Source organism: Leptolyngbya sp. FACHB-261 (assembly GCF_014696065.1).
Classification (GTDB): Bacteria; Cyanobacteriota; Cyanobacteriia; order FACHB-261; family FACHB-261; genus FACHB-261.
The window spans coordinates 391,651-414,665 of sequence record NZ_JACJPL010000027.1 but is presented as its reverse complement, the minus strand read 5'-3'; the positions used below and the strand labels follow the sequence as shown (position 1 = coordinate 414,665).

Below are 23,015 nucleotides of genomic sequence, written 5' to 3'. Positions count from 1 at the left end.
AACCCCGAACTCTATATAGAGCTGCGAAAGATCTGCCAAGACCAACTTGCAATCCTAGCTTGAACAGGTCGTAGGTTGGCAGCTGAGGGCGAAGCTCTGGCATACGATATTTTGACGAAGGAAGGGCGCGAAAAGGCAGCAATGGCGAAATTAGTTCGAGATCAAGCAACCCCACCAGCATCGCGGTCCCCAAAAGGGCTTCTTCAGTGGACAGGTAGCAACTGGGGCCGGAATTGGGGCTGGAATAGCTGGACAGTGATTGTGATTGCAATTGCTGCCTTGATCGCAACCCCCGTTCTGTTTGTATTAGGCAGTATTTTGGTGCCTGCCACTGAGGTCTGGCAGCATTTAGCCGCAACAGTTTTGCCGCGATACCTGCTCAACTCCCTATGGTTAATGCTGGGCGTTGGCTCGGGGGTCCTGCTAATCGGTGTAGGTACTGCTTGGCTGGTGACCCTGTGTCGGTTTCCAGGCAGTCGGTTGTTTGAGTGGGCCTTGCTGTTGCCCCTAGCGGCACCGGCCTACGTGCTTGCCTACACCTACACTGATTGGCTAGAGATTGCAGGCCCCGTGCAAACAGGGCTACGGCAGCTGTTTGGTTGGAGCGTAAGGGATTATTGGTTCCCTAATATTCGCTCACTGGGTGGGGCCATTATCATGCTGACTCTGGTGCTCTATCCCTATGTCTATCTGCTGGCTCGGGTGGCCTTTCTAGAGCAGTCCGTGCGGACGCTAGAAGCCAGCCGTAGTTTGGGTTGCGGCCCCTGGCGCAGTTTTACCACGGTTGCCTTGCCCTTGGCCCGACCGGCGATCGTTGCAGGCCTAGCTCTGGTGCTCATGGAGGTGCTCAACGATTTCGGGACGGTGCAATACTTTGGGGTCGATACCTTCACCACGGGCATCTACCGCACTTGGTTTGGCATGGGAGAACGGGCCGCAGCCGCCCAATTAGCCGCAGTGCTGTTGCTGTTTGTCCTCTGGCTGATTTTGCTAGAGCGTTGGTCTCGCCGCCAAGCTCGCTACTACCAAACCAACCTGCCTCAACGCCGACCCGTCGGCTATTTGTTAGCAGGGGGCAGAGCGGCGCTGGCCTGGGTCGCCTGTTTCCTGCCCTTGCTGTTGGGATTTTTGCTGCCTGCTGTCTTGCTGCTGAGTATGACCTTAGAGAACCTTAGTCAGACCCTAGACGAGCGGTTTTGGGCGCTAGCACGCAATAGCTTTGTCTTGGCCGCAGTTACTGCTATTTTGGCGGTGATCATTGCCGTCCTCATGGCCTATGGTCTGCGCTTACAAGCCAACTGGGGCATGCGCTTGGCAACTCGGATCGCTGCTATGGGCTATGCGGTTCCCGGCTCGGTGATTGCAGTCGGTGTGCTTATTCCTGTGGGACGGCTGGATAATGCACTGGATGCCTGGATGCGTGCCACTTTAGGGATCTCGACGGGACTATTACTTAGCGGCACGATCACTGCCCTGGTGTTTGCTTATTTGGTGCGTTTTCTAGCAGTTTCCTTCAACACAGTGGAGGCGAGTCTGGGCAAGATTAAGCCCAATCTGGATGATGCAGCTCGTAGTTTGGGGCATAGCCCTAGCAGCACTTTGGTGAAGATTCACGCGCCGCTGATGTGGGGCAGTTTGCTCACCGCTGCCATGCTAGTTTTTGTGGATGTCCTGAAGGAATTGCCAGCTACTTTGGTGGTTCGACCGTTCAATTTCGATACGCTAGCCGTACGGGTTTATCAACTGGCAGCGGATGAGCGCCTAGCTGAAGCCTCAGGTCCAGCTTTGGCAATTGTTGCCGTGGGAATTATTCCAGTAATTTTCCTGAGCTGGAAAATTACCCAGTCTCGCCAAGCTGCTCGCTAGTCTTGGTCATAAGTTCTATCTTCTAGCTCGATTCTGGCCCCATTTGTGATCCAATTAATCTAGGTAGATGCCTCCTAGCTAATTGCTGAACTTCTTCGATGAAACTCAAAACGCTAATTCTGACGCTTTGCTGTTTTGCGGCTCTGGGTTGTGCCAAACCCGACCCCAGCCAGCAACTCTTAAAAACGAAAACTTGCAAGCAATGTGACTTGAACGGTGCTAGCTTGAAAGCAGCTCAGCTTAGCGGCGCAGACCTCAGTGAAACTCGACTGAATGGGGCTGACTTGAGCAGCGCTGACCTGACAAATGCCAACCTCAGCGGTGCTTTCTTTGATAGCGCCAACCTCAGCAACGCCAATCTCAGTAACGCTAACTTAAGCCAGGCTGGTTTAGCGGCGGCCAACTTAAGTGGAGCCAACTTGAGTGGGGCCAATCTAAGCAGTGCCTTCTTGAGAGGGGCGGAACTAAAGGGCACGAATTTGAACAATATCAATCTTCAGGATGCTGATCTGAGTGGAGCCAAGGTGGATCCGGCAGTTCTGAAAGCAGCCAAAGCCAATCTCAAAGGCGCAATTCTACCAGACGGCAGCGTTCAGCAGTAAACGCATAGCACTAGTCAGTGCAATCAAAGGGCAATCAGTGCAATAGGGGTGAGCTAGTCTCACCCCTATTGCACTGATTTAAACCTTCAAGAGACTTGTAATAAACAAGACATACTAGCGCCAGCCAGCACGATCCATCAGGCGCAGAGCTTCAGCATTGTTGCGGCCATACACAGCAGCATTCATTTCGTCCGCTTTGAAGTTGCCATAGCTAACCAAAACTGGATCAAGAGGAACACCAGAAATGACTGGATATTCGTTGTTGCCACGTGCGAAAACGGCCTGAGCTTCTGGGCTGACCAAATGCTCTAAAAACTTGACTGCACCTTCTTTGTTAGGAGCGGTTTTGACTACACCGCCGCCGCTGATATTGATGTGGGTGCCCCGATCGCGTTGGTTTGGAAAAAACACGCCGATCTTCTGCGCCACTGCCCGGTCTTCCGGCTTGTCTGACTTAGCTAGACGTGCCAAATAGTAGGTGTTCGAAATTGCCAAGTCTCCTGCACCTGCGGCAACCGCTCGAATTTGATCGCTATCGCCACCCTGGGGCGCACGAGCAAAATTAGCAACCAGGCCGCGAGCCCAGGCCTCTGTGCGTTGAGGTCCCAGCGCAGCCAACACGGAGCCAGTCAAAGACTGGTTGTAAACGTTGGTGGAACTGCGGACCAAAATGCGCCCACGCCACTTGGGATCAGCTAGCGCTTCGTAAGTTGAGAGCTCCGCTGGATTGACGCGGTCCTTGTGGTACATGATCACCCGCGCCCGCCTGGAGAGCCCTAACCATAAGCCACTAGGCTCTTGAAGGCTCCGGGGCACGCTGGACTTCAGTCTAGGCGAAGTGAAGGGCTGCAAAATCCCGGCTTCTTGAGCGCGCCATAGGCGGCCGGCATCGACAGTGATCAGCACATCAGCTGGGCTATTGGCCCCCTCGCTTTTGATTCGTTCGATTAGTTGATCAGCCTCGGCCTCAACCAGATTGACCCGAATTCCCGTCTTGCGAGTAAAGCTCTCGTACAGAGCATCATCGGTGTCGTAGTGACGGGCAGAGTAGAGATTGACCACCCCCGTCTGGGCACTGGCTCTGCTGAACTGACCTAGAGCGACTGCTGCCATCGCTGAGCCAGAGGCCATGAAAACGCGCCGAGTAATTTTCATTGTTCTTGCTGATTTTGCTCCTGTCTCTCAACTGATCAGGGGCTGCTTGAGCAGCCGCCTCGCTTTGCGGTATCGTACGCTTAATGAAAGTAGTTCCTAATTGCCTATTTCAAGCCTTGACAATAAATGGCAGCTGACATCCCTGTCAACCTCCTGCTTTAGATTTTGTGCAACCTTCTCTAAGGCACAGTACGGACCTGTTTGGGGCTTTGGATTGTTGCTTGAGAAAGCTTGGTGAGGGTCATCAATTCAAGATTTCGTTTAAATACTCAGTATTCTGTTGACAAGGTTTTTCATTCGTTTAGTCTTGCCTACAAGTCTCCTCGGTCTATGCTTCAACTTCAGTCCTGGTCCCGGTTCTTGAGAGTGCCCGCCCCAGCCCGGCTCCTGCTGCTCTCTCTAGGGTTTCACGGCATATTGCTAAGCTTGCCGATCCCCTCACCTGAACCCAAGCTGCCAGACCCCGGACCAGAAACAGTTGGGGTGCGCGAACTACCTCGCGAACAGCCTCCCGAACAACCTAAAGTTGTGCAGCCAAGGAACACTGCCTCAATTTCCTCTAAGCCTCAAGCTTCTCCCCCTCGGCTGCTAGCCTCGCCGCCTCAATCGGTCCTGCCCATTCCAGCTCCCAGCCCCCAACCTCCAACCCCTACTGTCAAAGCCTCACCTAAAGCCACCATTTCGCCAGCCCCATCTGTGACTCCATCGCCTTCTACATCAGTTCCTGTCTCCGCCTTTGCTGATTTTCCCCATGTCTCTGGGGTTCAGTCAGGCTGTGAGGGTCTAGGCAACTGCTGGCAGGCTGAAGGAATGCGACTGACCTCGGTATCTCGCAACCTTCAAGAGTCATTAGAGGCTCAGCGGTACGAGGTGCAACTGGTTAACGACGATGCTGGTATTCGGGTGTATGAGCTTTCCAAGCGGGGTGAGAAGCGATATCTCAGCCTGTTTTCCACTCCAGAGCGAGGCACGCTTTACGTATTAGCAGCGCAGCCACTCACATCTGAGAACTTGCAGCAGGCGATGCAAGCTAAAACAAAGCTCAGCACTATTTTGAACGATTTAACGAGTGTTGAGCAGCCTCAGGTTATTCGTGAAAACTTATCACGGCCAGAGCTATTTTGGGCTACTAACTCAACTCAAACCCTGAACTTAAATCCTGGGATTACAGGTGATTTGCTACTGGTTTCGGCCAGTACACCTAAGCGTTTGTTTGACGAAACTTTGGCCCCTTCTCTCCAGGCTCAAGGCTTCTCTGTTTCAGAAATCAAAAACTATGCAAATGGACCCGTGTATGAGGTAAAACAGGGTGTGTTCACCCGCTATCTCAACCTGGTGCCGACTCGTAATGGGCAGGGGACAGTGGTTGTGTTGTGGTCGAACCTACCGAATGGCTAGTGCCAGGGGCAAACAAATACAAGCCCTCACAATTGAGCTGCAACTGGACACGGGTTCCCACTGCTAAAACTTGACGGGCAGGGGTGCGGGCATATAGCTCCAATCCTGAGGCAGTGAGTAAGCCGTAACGATTTTCGCGGCCCAGAAACTGTCGCTCGCGTATAACCACATTAGCCTCAGCACAGGCTTCCAGGCAGAGATCTTCTTGGCGTACCATCAACACAGCTTGATCGCCAGCAATGTGAGCTGAAGCTAGGGTAGGCAGGACAAAACAGCCAACTTCAGTAAGCCAGCCCTCCGCGCAAGATTGGGCGGGTAAAAAATTGGCTTGAGTTACAAATTCAGCCACGAATTGAGAGGCTGGTCGGCTGTAAACTACCTCGGGCCGGTCGAATTGCTCCAGTACCCCATCCCGCATAACTGCAACCCAATCCGCCAGGGATAATGCTTCTTCCTGGTCGTGGGTGACAAACACTGCAGAAGTTTGAGTCCGTTTAAGAATATCGCGAACATTGGAGCGGAGTTGTAGCCGAACCCCAACATCCAAATTGCTGAAGGGTTCATCCAGCAAAATCAATGCTGGATGGGGAGCCAAGGCCCGTGCTAATGCCACTCGTTGCTGTTGCCCTCCCGATAGCTCGTGAGGATAGCGATTATTTAAGCCGGTCAAATCGACTAGGGCAATAGCCTCTGCCACTTTTTGCTCTAAGCCTTTAGGATCCCCTTTGCAAATTTTGTGCAGCCCAAAAGCAACGTTTTGGGCCAAAGTCAGGTGGGGAAATAGGGCAAAATCCTGAAACACCATGCCCACTGAGCGTAGCTCCGGCTCTACCCAACAGCCCAGTGCTACCACAGGCCGGGCCGCGATCTGAATCTGTCCTATCTCTGGACGCTCAAAACCTGCGATCAGCCGCAGTAAAGTTGTTTTACCGCAACCTGAAGGCCCCAGAATCGCTAGGATATCTCCCTGGGGCAGGCTAAGCGATAAGTTGGCCACCGCAGGTCTGAGGTTGTGAGCAAACTGCCGGGTAACGTGCTGAAGCTCCAGGATGGCTGGTTGCGGCATGATGGCTGGGGGTAGCTAACTAAACTGGTTTGCAATTAGTAGAGGCGATTGTCCTCAGGATCATCCTAAAAGACAGACTCCCTTAAAGCGTCAGATCCGGTCTGCAAATGTTGACCAGAGCCACTATGCTGCTAGTTTGAGTCCTACTCCAAGATTGAAGTAAAAGACTTGTATAATACCGAGGCTGAGAGTCTTTCTCAATAGCTTTTCTAAGCTGTCTTCTCGAAAGTGTCCTCAATCGGGCAGACTCTGCGAGGCATCTAAGTTTGGATTTGTGGAGTTCAGAGTTGTGGGCGCCTAGCGCTATGGGCTTGAAGTGATGGCGAGACTATTCGACCTATTTGTTCTGGGTGGTCCAGTCATGTGGCCACTTCTGGGGTTATCAGTGGCTACTCTGGCTTGTGCCCTAGAGCGTGCCTGGTTTTGGCTGCAGTTGTTGCGCCAGGAGGACCGAGTCGCCCACGAGGTGCTGGCGGCAGCCCGCTCTGATCTCAGCAAGGCAGCAATCTTGGCTGAGCAAGCCCAGAGCCAACCGATTGGACGCTTTCTCTTGGCCCCCCTGACCCTAAAGCAGCCCACCCCGGAAACCTTCCGATTGGCGCTAGAAGCCGCTGGCGATCGAGAATTTGTCAAAATGCGTCAGGGCGATAAGCTGCTGGAAACAGTGGTTGCGCTAGCGCCTTTGCTGGGGCTATTGGGAACCGTGACTGGCCTGATTCAAACCTTCATGAACCTGGAGCTAGGCGACGTCGCAAGCACCAATGCTCAAAGCGCCACCCAGGGGATCGGCGAAGCCTTAATTACGACGGCAATGGGCACGATTGTGGCAATTGTGGCCCTGGTCTTTTTTCGGGTGTTTGTGACTTTACAGGCCCGCCAGGTCGAGTATTTCTCAGGCATTGGCAGTGACTTGGAGCTGATTTATCGTCAGGTGTGGCCTGAGATATCTGGCACCAACGATGCTGCTTCTGTGACTTCTCTCCCAGAACCCCAACTCCCCTAACTTCCCGCCCCCAACCTCTAACTTGTCCTCTTCTCTCTGCACGCTGGAAAAAGATGCGCTTCAAGCACGGCAGACAGGGCTCTGAAATGCCTGTCATTAACTTGGTGCCCTTGTTAGATGTGACGCTAACCGTGCTGACTTTCTTCGTCCTGGCCTCCCTCAGCCTGACGCGGCAGCCAGTGCTGAATGTGAATTTGCCTAGTACCCAGGCTGGGGTTAGCCAGCAGGAAATGGCAGATCCACTAGTAATTGGGCTCAACCCAGGCAACCAGATTTTATTGAAGAACCGCCCCGTAGATTCGGCGCAAATGGCTCAGGCAATCCAGTCCTATCTAGGCCAAAACCCCAAAGGAACAGTGGTACTCCAGGCGGATCGGACTTTGGCCTATCAAGAGGTCGTGCAACTGTTGGGTGAGATGCGGGCTGTGGGAGGGGACCGGGTGTCTTTAGCGCTTGAGCAGAATTAGCACAGGCACTTGTACATAACTTGCTTGTACCTAAACTCTGGGCTGATGTCTGAGCTGATAAACTATGGCTTCACAAACCGGGGCCTCACAAAACGTAGGCTTTCTAACAGCCTTGCAGGGCTTCAGTTGGCTCCAGCTCGTAGCGACGCATGGCGAAGAAGCATGACACCGGACAACTGGCTTTTGACCAGTAATGATAACGTTGACCCAGGACCAGTCATCCTCAGCTTAATTTCTAGATTGCAAGGGCAGCGTCTATGGATGCCAAGCAGATTTACTACATTCCCATCTACCCAGACGATGATTGCTGCGAAACCCTGATGCACCTATTTGAGGGTGATCCAGGGCTGGACGACGCAATTCTGGCTCTGCTGCGCAAACTCGATGAGCGAGAAAGCGGAGGCGAGGGCGTAGACTACATCGCTGAGTTCGAGCGCGAATTGGGCCTGCGGCGAATCTCAGTCCGGTTTATTGCTCGCAAACGGACCCCGCTCACACCAACCGTGATCTAGTTTGGGTAGCTGACGCGACGCTAATGGGTCTACTTGGGCTTCACTGCCCGACCTATGGAGCCGGCACGAAATAAATCATGCTGTTGAGCTACAGCAGTTAAGCCACGATAGGTAGCTGTAGATTCCTTAACCCAAGATGGGTTAGCCGCAGCATGTTAAAGCTTTATGGTGGCGCACGCAGCCGGGCCTCGATCGTCCAGTGGTACCTAGAAGAGCTGGCTATTCCCTATGAGTTTGTCTTGCTAGACGTGCAAGCTGGAGAGCACCGACAGCCGGAGTTCTGGCAATCAATCCTTTTAGCAAGGTGCCTGCTCTCAGCGACGGGGACTTCAGACTCTGGGAGTCAGGCGCAATTCTGCTCTATCTGACTGAGAAATATGGGACGGAGAAACATGGGGCTGAGCAATATGGTCAGGCAGCCCTCTCGCCCGAACAACGTGCCTTACTAAACCAGTGGACTCTATTCGCCAACGCCACTTTGGGACCGGGCATCTTTGTTGAGGCTAACCGGGAGCGCGAGATGCCCCGCCTATTGACACCACTCAATCAATTGCTAGAGAAACAGCCCTTCTTGTTAGGGGAGCAGTTTAGCGTTGCTGATGTCGCAGTGGGTTCTATCCTCAACTACATCCCGGTCCTGCTTAGGCTGGACTTGAGTGCTTACCCTGCTGTCGTCAGCTACATGCAGCGACTAAGCCAACGGCCAGCTTTTCAAAGAAGCATCGGAGTCCGGACTGCGACTACGTCTCAGCCTCAGGCTGCAGGTTAGGCCAGGTTTATAGCAAGTCTCCTATAAGCATCTCTGTAGCGTTTTACAGCATTGCTTACAGCGCTGTAGAGATCGCCTCTACGGGGCAGGTAGGGATGCATTGCTCGCAGACGACGCAACGAGAGCGATTGAACACCAAGCGGAAGCTCTGGGAATCGAGAGTCAGAGCTTCGGTTGGACAAACTCCGGTACAGAGGCCGCACTCTACACAAATGGACTCATCAATCAAGATTTCCGGATTGGCCAAGGAGATTTCGATGCTTTGAGCGCGCATCCAGTCCAGCGCTGCATCTAACTGGTCTATATCACCCGAGAGTTCCACTACCAGCTTGCCTACTTGGTTCGGTGCCACCTGAGCTCGGATGATATTAGCTGCAACATTAAAATCTCTCGCCAAGCGATAGGTGACCGGCATTTGCACCGTTTGTTTGGGAAAGGTAAGGGTAACTCGCTTACGCATGGCAAAGGTGCAGGGGGACCACCGGACAACTGTCTTCCCATTATGGTCAACAAAGTTCAGCGAGACTTCAGATAGCACAGCCGTACTTTCACAGAGGATTTACAGAGGCCCTGCCTTTAGCTCAGTACAATTCGGCAGGGCACTCTCTTAAAAATCTGTGACCACCGTCGCTCATCCACCCGTGAGGCCATGTCAGACTGCCTGATCTCAGCCATCATCTGTACCCATAACCGGGACAGTTACCTGGGTGCAGCCATCGATAGCCTGCTGACCCAGGACTACGACAACTTTGAGGTTGTGGTGGTGGACAATGCTTCAACCGATCTCACCCGTGAAGTTGTTGAAGCCCGCCTGCCCCACCCTCGGTTGAAATACGTGTATGAACCTACGGCGGGTCTGTCAGTGGCTCGCAACACGGGGGCTAATACCTCAACCGGCGAGATTTTGGCTTACCTTGACGATGATGCAGTTGCTAGCCGCCCGTGGTTGCAGGTGTTGAGTTCAGCCTATCAGCAGCATGAGAAGCTAGCTGTGGCTGGTGGCAAGGTCACCTTGCTCTGGCCTGAGGGTGTAGCCGCGCCGAGCTGGTTGTCACCGAATCTGGCCAGCAACTTGGGGGCTTACGACTTGGGGAATGAAATGGTCTACATCGATCGTCCTGGTCTGACCCCCCGCGGCTTGAACTACTCGATCAGGCGTCAGTTTCTAGAACAGATCGGTGGTTTTGATGTCAATCTAGGGCGCGTTGGCAAGAACTTACTATCCAATGAGGAATTGCACGTTACCGAACTCGCGCTGAACCTAGGCTGGCAGGTTGCCTACCTACCCGAAGCGCTGGTCGCCCACAATGTCTCGCCTGAACGCCTGGCGCAGAGCTGGTTTCTGCGTCGCGGCTGGTGGCAAGGCATTAGTGAGTGTTATCGAGAGCGCCTGGCTGGCAAAGCTGGGCCTAAACAGTTGTTGCGGGGGACAGAACGAGCTGCCCGAGGCTTATACAAATCCATTAAATCTATACACAGCCCATCAGAGCGCTTTGATGCGCTGGTGTATGCCTACGGCCAATTAGGGTATCTAAGTGCGGTGGTTCAAGGTATGGTTTCTGAGCCAAAGTGGGCAAAACGCTCAGGGTAGAGTTTTCTGTGTGAGCAATGCTGCTGGCATTTACTCCAGATCATCCGGTGCGAATAATCAATCATTAATGCAGCCTCTATGACCTCCCAACTCTCCAAACTGCCCGTCTCTGTCTTGATCCCAGCTAAGAACGAAGAGGAGAATCTACCGGCCTGTTTGGCCAGTTTGCAACGAGCTGATGAGATCTTCATTGTGGACTCCCAAAGCGACGACCGCACCGAGGAAATCTCGCGAGCGCACGGAGCTCAGGTGGTACAGTTCCATTTCAATGGACGCTGGCCCAAGAAGAAAAATTGGTCTCTGGAGAATCTACCTTTTCGTAATGAGTGGGTTCTCATTGTCGATTGTGATGAGCGCATTACGCCAGAGTCTTGGGAGGAAATTGGCCGCGTTATCCAAAACGCTGAATTTGATGGCTATTACATTAACCGCCGCGTCTTTTTCTTAGGCTCCTGGATTCGCCACGGCGGCAAATATCCAGACTGGAACCTGCGCCTGTTTAAGCACAAGCTGGGCCGTTACGAAAACCTCAACACAGAAGAGATTCGTAACACCGGTGATAACGAAGTTCATGAGCATGTCATTCTGCAAGGCAAAGCAGGCTACCTCAAAGAAGACATGCTTCATGAAGACTTCCGCGATCTCTTCCACTGGTTAGCCCGTCACAATCGCTATTCCAATTGGGAAGCACGGGTTTATTACAACTTGCTTACCGGTCAAGGTGAAGATGGCACGATCGGTGCATCTTTGTTCGGTGATTCAGTGCAGCGCAAACGCTTTCTAAAGAGAATTTGGGTGCGCTTGCCCTTCAAACCCTTCCTGCGTTTTATTCTGTTTTATTTCATCCGTCTGGGCTTTCTGGATGGACATGCTGGCTATACCTACGGTCGGTTACTGAGCCAGTACGAGTACCAAATTGGTGTGAAGCTTTATGAGCTGAAGAAATTTGGGGGAAAACTCAATGTCCAAAGCAAAGCTACCAGTGTTCCTGAAGTGCCAATGGAGGCTGAAACAGTAACCAGTCAATCTTAGAGGGGGAACATGACCATACCTATGTCAACTGGTGCATCTGAGACACCGGGTGTAGCACCCACTGAATTACCCGTCAAATTACCAGAGATTGAGCCTCAATCGAACCCTTGGGTTGACCTACGCCAATATGATCAGGCGGGTTTCGAACGGGGTCGATCGAATTGGGTCATTCTGCTGTGGTGGTTAGTACAGGCGGTGGTGTTCCCCCTAACCTTGCATAACCTACACGGGCCCCGATGCTGGTTGCTACGTCTGTTTGGAGCACGCATTGGGCAGGGAGTTGCGATCCGACCGACTGCCCGCATCACTTATCCCTGGAAGTTAACCGTTGGGGATCATGCCTGGATTGGTGATGATGTTGTACTCTACAGCCTGGAGCAGATTCAGATCGGTGCCCACAGTGTTGTGTCGCAAAAGTGTTATCTCTGCACCGGCAGTCATGACATCCAAGACCCTACCTTCAGGCTTCTAACTCAACCAATTGTGATTGAACCGGGGGCCTGGGTTGCAGCAGACTGCTTTATTGGTCCAGGCGTTACGGTTGGCGCGAATGCTGTAGTAGGCGCTCGTAGCAGTGTGTTCACCAGCTTGCCACCCGCTCAGGTCTGTTGGGGTAGCCCCTGCAAACCACGTTATCCCCGCAAAATGCGCTCCTCAACAGATACTGAAACTTGATGCTGAAAATCAAGGTTAAAACCAGATCCAAAAACAGATCTTGCATCAATTAAGACCAGTAGTTGCGTGGTTGTACTCCCCTAATAAATTCGCTTCAACCTCATCACTGAGTGCGTTAATTTGAGTAACTTTACTTAATCTTCATTCGCCTCACGTAGACAGGCCTAGACAGCTGAGATAGCCTTGGACTGAGTGAAGAATCGCTAACTGTGACCCTCAGATTAACGCTGCCCAAACCGTTAGAGCCTCTTCAGACTTAGCTTTCATACTTTTGCATGAATTAGCTTTGACCTAATTTTCCTCTGTGTCCTTCTTCGCTGCCCTTGAAGGGTTCTCTGCGCATATTGACTTGATGCTGTCCGTTAGTTAGGTATGAAGATTCGCGAGTGCGGTAGCGCTCTCCAAAGGTCAGAAAATGCGTATTTTGATTTACTCCTACAACTATCATCCTGAGCCCATTGGCATCGCTCCATTGATGACTGAGTTGGCTGAAGGACTTGTCAAGCGGGGGCATGAGGTTCGGGTGATTACGGCGATGCCTAACTATCCCGAGCGTCGTATCTATGAAGATTATCGCGGCAAGCTTTTTAGCACCACTCAACAAAATGGAGTCAAGGTTCAACGCTGCTTCGTCTGGGTGAAACCTCGACCCAGTCTGGTAGATCGACTGCTGTTAGATGGCAGTTTTGTAGTTACTAGCTTTATTCAGGCTCTTAATGGCTGGCGTCCTGATGTCATCTTGACCACAGTACCTCCCCTACCGGTCTGTGTTCCTGCAACGCTGTTGAGCTGGCTCTACCGGGCTCCAGTGGTACTTAGCCTACAAGATATTCTGCCAGAGGCAGCAGTTCAGGTGGGTCTGCTGACCAATAAGACGATGATCCGAGTTTTTGAGGCGTTGGAGCGCTTCGCCTACCGCTCTGCTACAGCTGTCAGTGTGATCTCTGAAGGCTTTGTAGACAACCTGATCGGTAAGCAGGTACCCGAACAAAAGATCACGCTTATCCCCAACTGGGTTGACGTTAACTTCATCCGTCCGCTGCCTCAAGAAGAGAGCCGTTTCCGGCAAACCTACAACTTGGAGAACAAGTTTGTAGTGATGTATTCCGGGAACATTGCTCTAACTCAGGGCTTGAAGACAGTTATCCGAGCAGCCGCTCGTCTCACCCACAAACCAGAGATCGCTTTTGTAATTGTGGGCGAGGGCAAAGCTCTCGCGGAGCTTCAGCGCCTCTGCGAGGAATTTAAGGCAGAGAATGTACTGCTTTTACCCTTCCAGCCACGAGAGCAGCTGCCAGAGATGTTAGCCGCTGCAGATGTTGGCTTGATTGTGCAAAAGCGTAATGTCGTATCTTTCAACATGCCCTCCAAAACTCAGGTTCTCCTGGCAAGCGGGCGGGCGATTATTGCCTCGGTGCCTTTGATGGGCGAGGCTGCACGGGCCGTGCGGCGCAGCCGGGGCGGCATCGTGATCCCGCCAGAAGATCCCGCTGCTCTGGCTGAAGCGGTGTTGTTGCTGCAAAATAACCCCATGCGGTTGGCCGAGCTAGCTCGTGAGGGGCGCGAATTTGCGGTCAATACCTACTCTTTTGAGCAGGCTCTGAGCCGGTACGAGGCGTTGCTGACACGAGTGGCTGCTGGCGAGAAAGCGACAACAGAAGTGGTTCCCTCGGCATCAACCACTATCACCAATCTGGAACTGCCTAGCATTGAGCCTAGCCATGCTGAACTGCCGATCGAGCGCTCTGAGTGGGTGCCAAAGTTTTTGTCGGCCACTCAGGAGAGCAGCGACAGTTGAGCTAGTGCCCATTCTGCCAACAGCAACCCTAACTGGAAGCGCTGGTATAAAAGCGTAGAGCAAATTGCCAGAACCAAGCTGAGGCTAGAAATAACCCCAGAGCGAGTAGGCTAGCGCCAATGATCCAACCTGCTTCAGAGCGCCCCAACATAGCCTCTGCTGGAATTGTGGTTAAAAAAGCCACGGGAATTACAAAGGTAAAAAAGAAGCGGTACGCCGTAGGATAGGCCACCATAGGGAAGCGTCCCGCCTCTAGTAAGCCACGCAAGACTTCGGTGACGTTATAGATTTTGACGAACCAGATGCTGGTTGCGCCCAGCATGAACCACAGGCTGTAAAGACTGATCAGGCCGAATAGCAGCGGCACAGCGCTTAACAAATATGCTTGAGGCGCTAGGCTGAGCTGGGTTCCGGCGTAACCAATCATGACAATGCCAAAAAATAGATCTGGCAGACCCCAGGGAGAGAGGGTGTGGGTTGAGAGCCAGAACTGGCTATTGAGCGGTTTGAGCAGGATGAAGTCGAGGGTGCCCTGCTGCACGTGCTTGACAATTCGGCTCAAGTTTGGGGCCAGAAAAGTATCTGCGAAGCCCTGAAGCGTAGTGAAAATTCCCAGTACCACTAGTGCTTCTTGCCAAGACCAGCCTGAGAAGGTGTAGCCATTGCGATAAAACAAAGACAGAGCAAACAGGCTACCGATCAGGTTACCTAAACTGCTAAGAGCTGCGAAGATGAAGTTCGCTCGGTATTCAAGTTCCGCTGCTAGGGCAGTGGCCCAAAATAGCCGGAGAATGCGCAGGTGACGTCTCATTAACAGAACTCGTACAGTAAAAGTTTGGAATTAAAAATGTTGAATTACTGAGTTGGATTTAAGGGCGTTTTTAGCTTCTAAGGAACGAATCAAACGGTCATCTAGCGACTTTGTTAATGCGCTTTTGATTCACAGCGAGAAGCCAAAAGAACCTAAAATCTCTCCCCAAAGGCTAAGCGCCCATGCCAGAGTAATGCTTTAAACCCTGTCGCCATAGCCAGCGATTGAGCACGAAAAATACGCCCGTCCACGCCAACATAACAAGCAATCCCTGACCAACATTCACAGGTAAACCAACTAGCAAAGAAGCGGGAAAGTTAATCAGGTAAGGGAAGGGTGTCCATTGAATGACATTGCGCACAGCTTGGGGGAAAATCTCTAACGGTGCAATTAAGCCCGAGAGAAATAAATACATTAGAAACCAAAATTCTTCGATAGCACTAGCGCGCTCTGTCCAAAAGGCGAACATCGCCATGGTGTACTGCATGATGAAGCGCATAGTGAATGCCAAACTCACTGCCAAGCAAAAGAGCAGAAAGCCGCTCAAACTGGGTAGCCAGATGGCTTGAGGGTAAAGCACAAAAAAGAAGCCGACCAGGATGATCGCGAAAGGCAAGCGCGCGAAGCGTTCGGCGAAGTGAGACACGAAGTGGTGCCAAGCCGGATCCATCGGTTGCAGTAGGCGAGGCGACAGGCGGCCCTCCACTACTTCCCGCTCAAATTCCCAAACTACCCAAACCACCGAGAACTGCCGTGCTACAAAGGCAGCCAGGAAATAGCGAGCAAAGTCTAGTGGGCCTAGGCCGAAGCGTCCGCCTTGGGCGGCCTCCATCCAGACCCCCATCAAGATGAAGGGCAGCACCCCAGACAGCACCCACAACAGGAGTTCTGCTCGGTACTCGGTCATGTAGGCGTAATAGACCGTACTCAAGACCCGTGCCCTGCGCCAAAAGCTCCTCATGATGCCACCCCCGTCCGAAATACCCGTCCGATCACCTCTTCAATCGGTGGATCCGTTACGGTCAGGTCCAATACCTCTAACTCAGCCAGAATCCGAGAGAGCGTGCGTGTTAATAAATCTCGCTTGATACAGAAGCGCACCGAACGCCCCTCGACGGATTCCAGGTCTCCGTAGGTTAAGAGATCGGCTTTGGCCATAGGCTGGGCCAGCTCAAGCTGAACCTCGCGGTAGGGAGCAAAGCGGTTGAACAGGCTCTCCAAGCTACCGTCATAGATCAGCCGTCCTTCGTGGATCAGCATCACGCGCTGACACAGCGCTGTAATGTCAGCCATGTAGTGGCTGGTTAGTAGAACTGTAGCGCCGTAGCGCTGGTTATACTCGCGTAAGAAATCGCGCACACTCACTTGAGCGTTGACATCCAGCCCCAACGTGGGCTCGTCTAGAAACAACACTGAGGGCTGGTGTAGCAGGGCAGCCAGCAGTTCAGCCTTCATGCGTTCGCCTAGGGAGAGCTTGCGCACAGGCTGGTTGAGCTTACCCGCTAGGCTCAGCATTTCGACCAATTCTCCCACCCGCCGCCGGAAGTCTGAGTCGGGAATGCCGTAAACGGCAGCATTGATTTTTAGAGAGTCAAGAGCGGGCAGATCCCAGATCAGTTGCTGCTTCTGTCCCATGACCAGCGTGATCTTTTGCAGAAACGCAGCTCGACGCTGGAAAGGCACATGCCCAGCCACCTTCACTCGCCCACCGGAGGGATAAATCAAGCCGGTCAGCATCTTCAGCGTGGTGGTTTTGCCCGCGCCATTGGGACCCAAAAAGCCTACAACCTCGCCTGGTTCGATCTGAAACGAGACTCCCTTCACGGCCTCGACTTGTTGGTACTGACGGCGCAGAAAATAGGAGAGGGTACCTGCTAAACCTGGTTCCTTGACTGCAATGGAATAGGCTTTGCGCAAGCCCTCAGCCACAATAATCGACATGCTTTTCCCTTGCTCTTTCCTGAAGTAGATGCAGGTAGATACTCACTCTAAACACTCAGACCCTGAGGTTGAGTTACCTACCAGCTTAAAGACGGATTGAAGTGCCACTCAGAGATTAAAGAATCAGAGATCAAAAAACTGCCCCTGATCCCAGGGGCAGAGATTGTAAGCACAGAACCAAACTGAAACGCAGGACGACCGACTGGCAGTCGGATTAGCGTCGTACTATTAGCAGTCGTAGTACAGAGCGAACTCGTAGGGGTGAGGACGCAGACGCATCGGGTTCACCTCGTTGTCGAGCTTGTACTCGATCCAGGTGTTAATGAAGTCCTCGGTGAAGACGTTGCCCTGGAGCAGGAATTCGTGGTCGGCCCGTAGAGCCTCCAACGCATCTAGTAGAGAGCCAGGAGTGGAGGGCACCTTGGCCAGTTCCTCGGGGGTCAGGTCGTAGATGTCTACGTCCAGAGGCTCACCCGGATGGATCTTGTTCTTGATCCCATCTAGGCCTGCCATCAGCATGGCAGAAAAGGCCAGATAGGGATTGGCGGTGGCGTCGGGGCAACGGAACTCTAGGCGCTTAGCCTTAGGGCTCTTGCCAGACAGGGGAATCCGGATCGAGGCCGAACGGTTGCCCTGAGAATAGGCTAGGTTGACTGGCGCTTCAAACCCAGGCACCAAACGCTTGTAGGAGTTGGTGGTGGGGTTGGTGAAGGCCAGTAGAGCGGGAGCGTGCCGCAGAATGCCGCCGATGTAGTGGAGAGCCATCTCGCTCAGGTCAGCGTAATTGCCTTCCTGGAAGAACAACGGCTGACCATCTTTCCAGATCGACTGGTGCGTGTGCATACCGGAGCCGTTGTCGTTAAACAGTGGCTTGGGCATGAACGTGACCGTCTTACCATAGCGCTTGGCGACGTTCTTGATGCAGTACTTGTAGGTCATCAAGTAGTCGGCAGCCTTGATCAGCTCAGCAAAGCGGAAGCCTAGCTCGCACTGACCACCGGTAGCAACTTCGTGGTGATGCTTTTCAATTGGCACTCCACACTTAGCCATCGTCAGGAGCATCTCGGTGCGGAGGTCCTGGGAAGAATCGGTAGGCGCAACGGGGAAGTAGCCTTCCTTGTAGCGAGGCTTGTAACCTAGGTTGCCACCTGGCTCTTCCCGCCCAGAATTCCAGCGGCCTTCCACTGAGTCGACGATGTAGAAGCCTTGGTGTTCAGTCTGGTCAAACTGAACGTTATCAAAGATGAAAAACTCAGCTTCCGGGCCAACGAAGGCAGTGTCACCAATGCCCGTGGACTTGAGGTAATCGACTGCCTTGGAGGCGATGACGCGGGGGCAACGGCTGTAGGGCTCACCCGTGCGCGGCTCAATAATTGAGCAGATGACGCTTAGGGTTGGCTCTTCCATGAAGGGATCGATCCAGGCCGTGGTCGGGTCCAGGACCATCGACATGTCCGATTCATTGATTGCCTTCCAGCCTCGGATGCTGGAGCCGTCAAAGGGCACGCCATCGGTGAAGGAACTTTCATCGATCTGGTCATAGTAGACCGAGAGGTGTTGCCAGGTGCCTGGCGTATCGATGAACTTCAGATCAATGATTTTGATGCCTTGATCTTTAATCAGACTCAAGATTTCTTGAGGGGTCTGGGCCATGAAATTCTCCTTAATCTCTGGCGCGTGGCGGGTTGACGACAGTTTCCGGTCGTGCCTTGCAAGCTCTGAACCAAGCTGATATCTAAAGCTGTCTGGCCCGCACAGCACCCACTCATCCTAGAGACAGAGCAGAGGCGATTTTGTAGTTTAGAATACCAATTCCGGGGTGAAACTGTTAAATGCCGATACAAAATCACAACTGGAACTGGCGGGCGTGGAACTGAGCGTAACGACCCTCTTGAGCCATCAATTCTTCGTGGTTTCCAGATTCCACCACGTGGCCCCGCTCCAGTACCAGAATGCGGTCAGCGTTGCGCACTGTGGTTAGGCGATGGGCAATCACCAAGACAGTTCGTCCCGGCATTAGGCGGGTCAAGGCTTCTTGCACCAGTGCCTCCGATTCTGCATCCAATGAGGAGGTAGCCTCATCGAGGATCAGAATGCGCGGGTCCAGGAGCACCGCCCGAGCAATGGCGAGGCGTTGACGCTGGCCACCGGAGAGGTTAACGCCCCGTTCGCCCACCCAAGTCTCATAGCTCTGAGGCAAGGCTGAGATGAAGTCGTGAGCATTGGCGATCTGCGCTGCTTCCTGAACTTTTTGCAGGTCGAAGCTGTCCTGACCAAAGGCAATATTTTGCGCGATCGTGCCGGTGAACAAGATTGTTTCCTGGGGCACGATACCGATCTGACGGCGCAGGCTACGTAGGGTCACGCTGCGGACATCGACGCCGTCGATCAGGATCTGACCGGCCTGAGGATCGTAAAAACGCAGGAGCAGATTGACCAGGGTGCTCTTGCCCGCGCCGGAGGAACCGACTAGCGCCACCACTTCGCCTGGCATCACCCGCAAGCTCAGGTTCTCTAAGACGGGCTGACCCAGTGCATAGCTAAAGCCAACCTGACAGAATTCCACCTTGCCAGTAATCGGCGGCAGATCGGGAGCTTGGGGCTGCTCAGTCACAGTGGGCTGAACCTGAAGCAGCTCAATCACCCGATCTGCTGAGGCTTCTGCCTGCTTAAGTTCATTGAAGTTGCTGGTTAGAAGATTAATGGGATCCATCAGCAGGGCAATGCCTGCAATAAAGCCCACAAACTGACTGCCGGTCAGGTTGCCCTGAGCAATTTGCCAACTGCCCAACCAAAACACCAGCAAGGCCCCCATCGCTTCCAAAAAACCCACGACTGGGTACTGAATTGCCTTGACCTGTTCGGCGGAATACTTAGCGCGCCGGTTGCGCTCGGCCTGGTATTTAAAGCGCCGTACCTCATAGTCCTCTGCCGCAAAGGCTCGCACCAACCGCACCCCAGAGAACACTTCGGTGAGCAAGGACGAGAGGTCGGAAATTCGGGACTGGCTGCGGCGTGACAAGGCCAGAAGGCGATTACCAAACCAACCGATTAGCAGACCGATCACCGGTGCCACCAGCAAAGTTGCCAAGGTCAGCTGCCAGTTCAAATAGACCATGTAGGCCAGAACTGCGATCAGTTGCAGTACACAGGGCACGAACTGGTGAAAGAACTTATTGATCACCTCGCCGATCCGGTCCACATCTTCCGTTAGCCGGTAGGACAGGTCGCCCGTTCGCGAGGTTTCAAAATAGTCCAAATTGAGCGTGTGCAGATGGGCGTAAACCCGATTGCGCACATCCATACCAATGCGCAGGGCAGCCTGTGCCATCAGCGAGTCTTGCCCATATTGCAGCAAGCCCCGCACCAGAAACACCAGCACGGTGACTCCTACTAGACGGCTGATCCCCTGTACATCGCCACGGCCCACATAATCGGCAATCAGCTGAGCCAGATGAGCCAGCAGTGGCATTGAGAGGACAAAGCCAATAGTGCAGACCGTCGCCACAGCAATGGTTGCAGTCTGTGGACGAAGATATGCCAGGAGCTGCCAGTAGGTAGAACGCTTCACAGACTCAGTTGCTTGATTTCCTTTTCCCACCCAACGAGTTTAGGGCGAATGGGGAATCTAGTCTGCAAAGGGGGTAGAGGACAAGACCTCAGCCCCACTAATCGTTCCACTCCCCTCGTAGGGGAACGGGTGGGTTAGAGCGGAGTTCGCGGGAGCGATCCCCCTCAAAGCCACCCCCAGTCTGCGATTGGTTTCGTAACCACTGTCGCAGCGCCTGCTCAACTAGCTGTGAGGGGTCATCGCTAAACTCAGCCAGTTCAGCGACTAATTGAGGGTCTAAATCCAGGGAGACCTGGACTCTGCCTGCCGGACCGAATGCGTCTGTCCCACCTGCCGTACTCATAGCTCACCTGTAAAACTTGTCGTGGCAATGTTCCAGTTCGGAACGTTTGGGCGCCATCCTGTCTCAAATGATATCGCGGTCGTTGGCAGCCGTCCGGAGATTAGGGCGTTTCTCTATCTAGAGGCGGATGCCGAACTTAACACCGCGTTTGGAACTTAGGGCTCAAGCATGTCTAAGTCCAGCGCCCGAGAGCCGCCCTGCTCTAGCTGCGTGAGCAGAACATTCAGCTGGTACCACACGAGCAAGGCGATCAAAATCGTGAGGGGAATGGCAACAGCGCAGGCCAGGGTGAAAGTGAAACCAAAAATTTCTAGACCACAAATCAAGAAACCGACGATACCTAGATTGATGCCGATGTAGGGCAGGAGCAGGCGAATGCTACGTAGGTTTGCCAGACTGCGGCTCGATTTACTGCGAGCCCATTCCTGAATGCCAGCTCTGAGCGTGGCCTCAAAGGCTTTACCAGAAGCGAGACCCGCAACGAGCGCAGCTACTAGCAAAAAATAAGGCGGGTCAGGAAGATAGAACACGGTCATTGCCTCGCTGAGGAGAAGGGCGGAGAAGATATAGCCTTAATCCTACAGGGCCATCCCTGGCTCTCGTCCGTATGCAGATTGCCAGTAAGGAAATTCAGCGTGGAGCAAATCTGGGCCGATGTCTTGGTAGTGGGTGGTGGTACAGGCGGCACTGCGGCTGCCCTTCAAGCTGCTCGACGGGGGGCTAACACCGTGTTGGTGAGTGAATTTGCCTGGGCTGGCGGCATGTTGACTGCGGCTGGTGTATCCGCTCCCGATGGCAATGAACTGATGCCTCTGCAAACCGGACTGTGGGGGGCTTTTCTACGGGAGCTAGAGCAACGCCAGCCTGAGGGACTTGACCATGCCTGGGTTAGCTTCTTTACTTACGAGCCTCGGTTAGGAGCTGAGATCTTTGCCGATTGGCTGGCAGCGCTGCCCAACTTACGCTGGCTTCAGGGCGAAACGCCTCTAGCAGTCCTGCGCGAGGACAAGCAGGTGGTTGGGGTGCGCTTCGCCAATCACGAAATCCGGGCGGCAATTACCCTGGATGGTACAGAACTGGGAGATTTACTGGCTTTGGGCGAGGTGCCCCATCGTTGGGGTTGGGAATGGCGAGCGGAATACAACGAGCCCAGTGCGCCGCTTGAACCCTCCGAGCTTACTCAGCGCTACCCGGTTCAGGCTCCCACTTGGGTTGTGGTCTTGCAGGAGTTTGCTGAGCCAGCCCCTGCCATTCCAGCCCCTCCAGGCTATAACCCAGAGCCTTACGCCGAAGCCTGGCAAACGCATGGGCCAGAACGTTTTCTGGACTATGGCCGCTTGCCGGGGCGACGCTTTATGATCAACTGGCCGATCCAGGGCAATGACTACGGCGAGGGGCTCAACCGCTTGCTGGGGTCGCCAGAGGAGCGTCGGGTGTTTAATCAAGAAGCGCAAGCCCACAGCCTCGGGTTTGCCCATTTCATTCAAACTCAGTTGGGGCAAACTGAGTTGGATCGGCGCTATGGTCTAGCAACTGATGCCTTTCCTAGCGGAGCCTTGGCGCTGCATCCTTACTATCGTGAAAGTCGACGGCTGGTGGGCTTAACCACGATCACCGAGCTCGATATTCTGCCACCGCCTAAGCTGCCTACCGATGCCATTGCCTTGGGCAACTATCCTAACGATCATCACTATCCCGGCTTTGACTTGCCGCTCAAGTCCCGCTCCTTGCGTTGGGGCGGGCGTTGGACAGGCTGGCCATTTGCGATTCCTTATCGAGCCTTGGTGCCTGAACGGATCGACGGCTTGCTGGTGTGCGAGAAAAATATCTCGGTTTCGCACATTGCCAACGGTTCAACTCGCTTACAGCCGGTCGTGCTAGGCATTGGGCAGGCAGCGGGCATGGCTGCTGCCTTATGTATCGAGCAGCAGTGTCAGCCGCGTGATCTGTCAGTGCGGTTGCTTCAAGAAGCGCTTGTGACTGAGCCTCAAGCACCAGTGGCCCTGGTTCCCCTATTGGATCTACCGCCCACTCACCCCGATTGGCTGACCTGGCAGCGGCAGTATCTAGATGCCCCTGAGACCTATCCTGCCGATGCCTGTTGCCAACCTGTACCTGCCCCTGTGCCCATTAGCCAGCACAGCCAAACTTGGACGGGGATTGTGCATCAGCGTCCAGACGGCATCTGGCTGGAGAGCCAAGACCTGACCGCTCCTGTGCAGTTAGTGACGCTGTGGCCTGAGGTTCATACTCAGCTCAATACCTGTAAAGAGGGGCAGCCAGTGCAAGTGCAAGGGTTCTTGAATCTCGCTGGGAACTGGCTGCGTCTAGAGTCGCTTCAATTGCTGTAGCTGTAGCTGGGACGGCTAGTTTGACCGGCTAGAACGGCGATCAAAAGGGCATCCGGTATACACT

The 23,015-nt window shown here is 53.5% G+C and carries 22 protein-coding genes and 1 pseudogene; 13 read left to right on the top strand and 10 right to left on the bottom strand.

Annotated elements, in window-relative coordinates; translation table 11 throughout:
* Window positions 1–75 precede the first annotated feature (75 nt).
* Together H6F94_RS21535 and H6F94_RS21530 are read left to right on the top strand one after the other, a co-directional pair.
* The gene (locus H6F94_RS21535; RefSeq protein WP_242041315.1) at window positions 76–1,866 is read left to right on the top strand and encodes an ABC transporter permease; all 1,791 of its coding nucleotides are present in this window, start codon (window positions 76–78) and stop codon (window positions 1,864–1,866) included.
* Window positions 1,867–1,964: 98 nt separating this feature from the next.
* Window positions 1,965–2,468, top strand: coding sequence for a pentapeptide repeat-containing protein (locus tag H6F94_RS21530; protein ID WP_190804297.1), 504 nt, complete (start codon window positions 1,965–1,967; stop codon window positions 2,466–2,468).
* Between the two features lie 114 nt (window positions 2,469–2,582).
* Here H6F94_RS21530 and H6F94_RS21525 read toward each other — a convergent pair whose 3' ends face one another.
* Window positions 2,583–3,623, bottom strand: coding sequence for a Fe(3+) ABC transporter substrate-binding protein (locus H6F94_RS21525; RefSeq protein ID WP_190804296.1), 1,041 nt, complete (start codon window positions 3,621–3,623; stop codon window positions 2,583–2,585).
* 330 nt (window positions 3,624–3,953) lie between these two features.
* On the opposite strand from H6F94_RS21525, the gene H6F94_RS21520 reads away from it, so the two are divergent.
* Window positions 3,954–5,021 carry a hypothetical protein gene (locus H6F94_RS21520; RefSeq protein WP_190804295.1) on the top strand — a complete coding sequence of 356 codons (1,068 nt, stop codon included), beginning with the start codon at window positions 3,954–3,956 and terminating at the stop codon, window positions 5,019–5,021.
* Here the strand turns inward: H6F94_RS21520 and H6F94_RS21515 are convergent.
* Window positions 4,951–6,087: an ABC transporter ATP-binding protein gene (locus H6F94_RS21515; RefSeq protein WP_190804294.1), complete on the bottom strand. Its 1,137-nt coding sequence runs from the start codon at window positions 6,085–6,087 to the stop codon at window positions 4,951–4,953. The genes H6F94_RS21520 and H6F94_RS21515 overlap by 71 nt on opposite strands.
* 319 nt (window positions 6,088–6,406) lie before the next feature.
* Here H6F94_RS21515 and H6F94_RS21510 point away from each other — a divergent pair, with 319 nt between their 5' ends.
* The 5 genes and pseudogenes from H6F94_RS21510 (at window position 6,407) to H6F94_RS33625 (ending at window position 8,838) form a co-directional block, all read left to right on the top strand.
* A complete protein-coding gene (locus tag H6F94_RS21510) occupies window positions 6,407–7,090 on the top strand; it encodes a MotA/TolQ/ExbB proton channel family protein (RefSeq protein WP_190804293.1) in 684 nt (227 codons plus the stop codon).
* Window positions 7,091–7,143: 53 nt separating this feature from the next.
* On the top strand, window positions 7,144–7,557 hold the full coding sequence (locus tag H6F94_RS21505; protein WP_242041314.1) for an ExbD/TolR family protein: 414 nt from the start codon (window positions 7,144–7,146) through the stop codon (window positions 7,555–7,557).
* 257 nt (window positions 7,558–7,814) lie between these two features.
* Entirely contained in the window at window positions 7,815–8,069 is a 255-nt protein-coding gene (locus H6F94_RS21500; RefSeq protein WP_190804292.1) for a hypothetical protein, read from the top strand.
* A 152-nt stretch (window positions 8,070–8,221) separates the two neighbouring features.
* Window positions 8,222–8,406 (top strand): annotated as a pseudogene (locus H6F94_RS32515) (glutathione S-transferase N-terminal domain-containing protein); the annotation flags it as partial.
* Window positions 8,407–8,589: 183 nt separating this feature from the next.
* Window positions 8,590–8,838: a glutathione S-transferase family protein gene (locus H6F94_RS33625; RefSeq protein WP_396426456.1), complete on the top strand. Its 249-nt coding sequence runs from the start codon at window positions 8,590–8,592 to the stop codon at window positions 8,836–8,838.
* Window positions 8,839–8,893: 55 nt separating this feature from the next.
* Here H6F94_RS33625 and H6F94_RS21490 read toward each other — a convergent pair whose 3' ends face one another.
* Window positions 8,894–9,298, bottom strand: a complete 405-nt coding sequence (locus H6F94_RS21490; RefSeq protein WP_190804291.1) for an NIL domain-containing protein — start codon at window positions 9,296–9,298, stop codon at window positions 8,894–8,896.
* Between the two features lie 189 nt (window positions 9,299–9,487).
* Between H6F94_RS21490 and H6F94_RS21485 the strand changes: the two genes are divergently transcribed.
* The 4 genes from H6F94_RS21485 (at window position 9,488) to H6F94_RS21470 (ending at window position 13,934) form a co-directional block, all read left to right on the top strand.
* On the top strand, window positions 9,488–10,429 hold the full coding sequence (locus H6F94_RS21485; protein ID WP_190804290.1) for a glycosyltransferase family 2 protein: 942 nt from the start codon (window positions 9,488–9,490) through the stop codon (window positions 10,427–10,429).
* Window positions 10,430–10,507: 78 nt separating this feature from the next.
* Window positions 10,508–11,461, top strand: coding sequence for a glycosyltransferase family 2 protein (locus tag H6F94_RS21480; RefSeq protein ID WP_190804289.1), 954 nt, complete (start codon window positions 10,508–10,510; stop codon window positions 11,459–11,461).
* A gap of 21 nt (window positions 11,462–11,482) precedes the next feature.
* Entirely contained in the window at window positions 11,483–12,136 is a 654-nt protein-coding gene (gene hpsU / locus H6F94_RS21475; protein WP_190804288.1) for a hormogonium polysaccharide biosynthesis acetyltransferase HpsU, read from the top strand.
* Window positions 12,137–12,551: 415 nt separating this feature from the next.
* On the top strand, window positions 12,552–13,934 hold the full coding sequence (locus H6F94_RS21470; protein ID WP_190804287.1) for a glycosyltransferase family 4 protein: 1,383 nt from the start codon (window positions 12,552–12,554) through the stop codon (window positions 13,932–13,934).
* A 28-nt stretch (window positions 13,935–13,962) separates the two neighbouring features.
* Here H6F94_RS21470 and H6F94_RS21465 read toward each other — a convergent pair whose 3' ends face one another.
* From H6F94_RS21465 to H6F94_RS21435, 7 genes are all read right to left on the bottom strand, one after another.
* Window positions 13,963–14,745, bottom strand: coding sequence for an ABC transporter permease (locus H6F94_RS21465; RefSeq protein ID WP_190804286.1), 783 nt, complete (start codon window positions 14,743–14,745; stop codon window positions 13,963–13,965).
* A gap of 172 nt (window positions 14,746–14,917) precedes the next feature.
* A complete protein-coding gene (locus H6F94_RS21460) occupies window positions 14,918–15,706 on the bottom strand; it encodes an ABC transporter permease (RefSeq protein WP_190804285.1) in 789 nt (262 codons plus the stop codon).
* Entirely contained in the window at window positions 15,703–16,686 is a 984-nt protein-coding gene (locus H6F94_RS21455) for an ABC transporter ATP-binding protein (RefSeq protein ID WP_190804284.1), read from the bottom strand. The genes H6F94_RS21460 and H6F94_RS21455 overlap by 4 nt, the downstream gene beginning before the upstream one ends.
* Window positions 16,687–16,914: 228 nt before the next feature.
* The gene (gene glnA / locus H6F94_RS21450; RefSeq protein WP_190804283.1) at window positions 16,915–18,339 is read right to left on the bottom strand and encodes a type I glutamate--ammonia ligase; all 1,425 of its coding nucleotides are present in this window, start codon (window positions 18,337–18,339) and stop codon (window positions 16,915–16,917) included.
* Window positions 18,340–18,532: 193 nt separating this feature from the next.
* Window positions 18,533–20,257 carry an ABC transporter ATP-binding protein gene (locus tag H6F94_RS21445; RefSeq protein WP_190804282.1) on the bottom strand — a complete coding sequence of 575 codons (1,725 nt, stop codon included), beginning with the start codon at window positions 20,255–20,257 and terminating at the stop codon, window positions 18,533–18,535.
* Between the two features lie 97 nt (window positions 20,258–20,354).
* A complete protein-coding gene (locus tag H6F94_RS21440; RefSeq protein ID WP_190804281.1) occupies window positions 20,355–20,600 on the bottom strand; it encodes a hypothetical protein in 246 nt (81 codons plus the stop codon).
* Between the two features lie 155 nt (window positions 20,601–20,755).
* A complete protein-coding gene (locus H6F94_RS21435) occupies window positions 20,756–21,136 on the bottom strand; it encodes a hypothetical protein (protein ID WP_199320574.1) in 381 nt (126 codons plus the stop codon).
* A 99-nt stretch (window positions 21,137–21,235) separates the two neighbouring features.
* Here H6F94_RS21435 and H6F94_RS21430 point away from each other — a divergent pair, with 99 nt between their 5' ends.
* Window positions 21,236–22,951: an FAD-dependent oxidoreductase gene (locus tag H6F94_RS21430; protein ID WP_190804280.1), complete on the top strand. Its 1,716-nt coding sequence runs from the start codon at window positions 21,236–21,238 to the stop codon at window positions 22,949–22,951.
* Window positions 22,952–23,015: the final 64 nt, after the last annotated feature.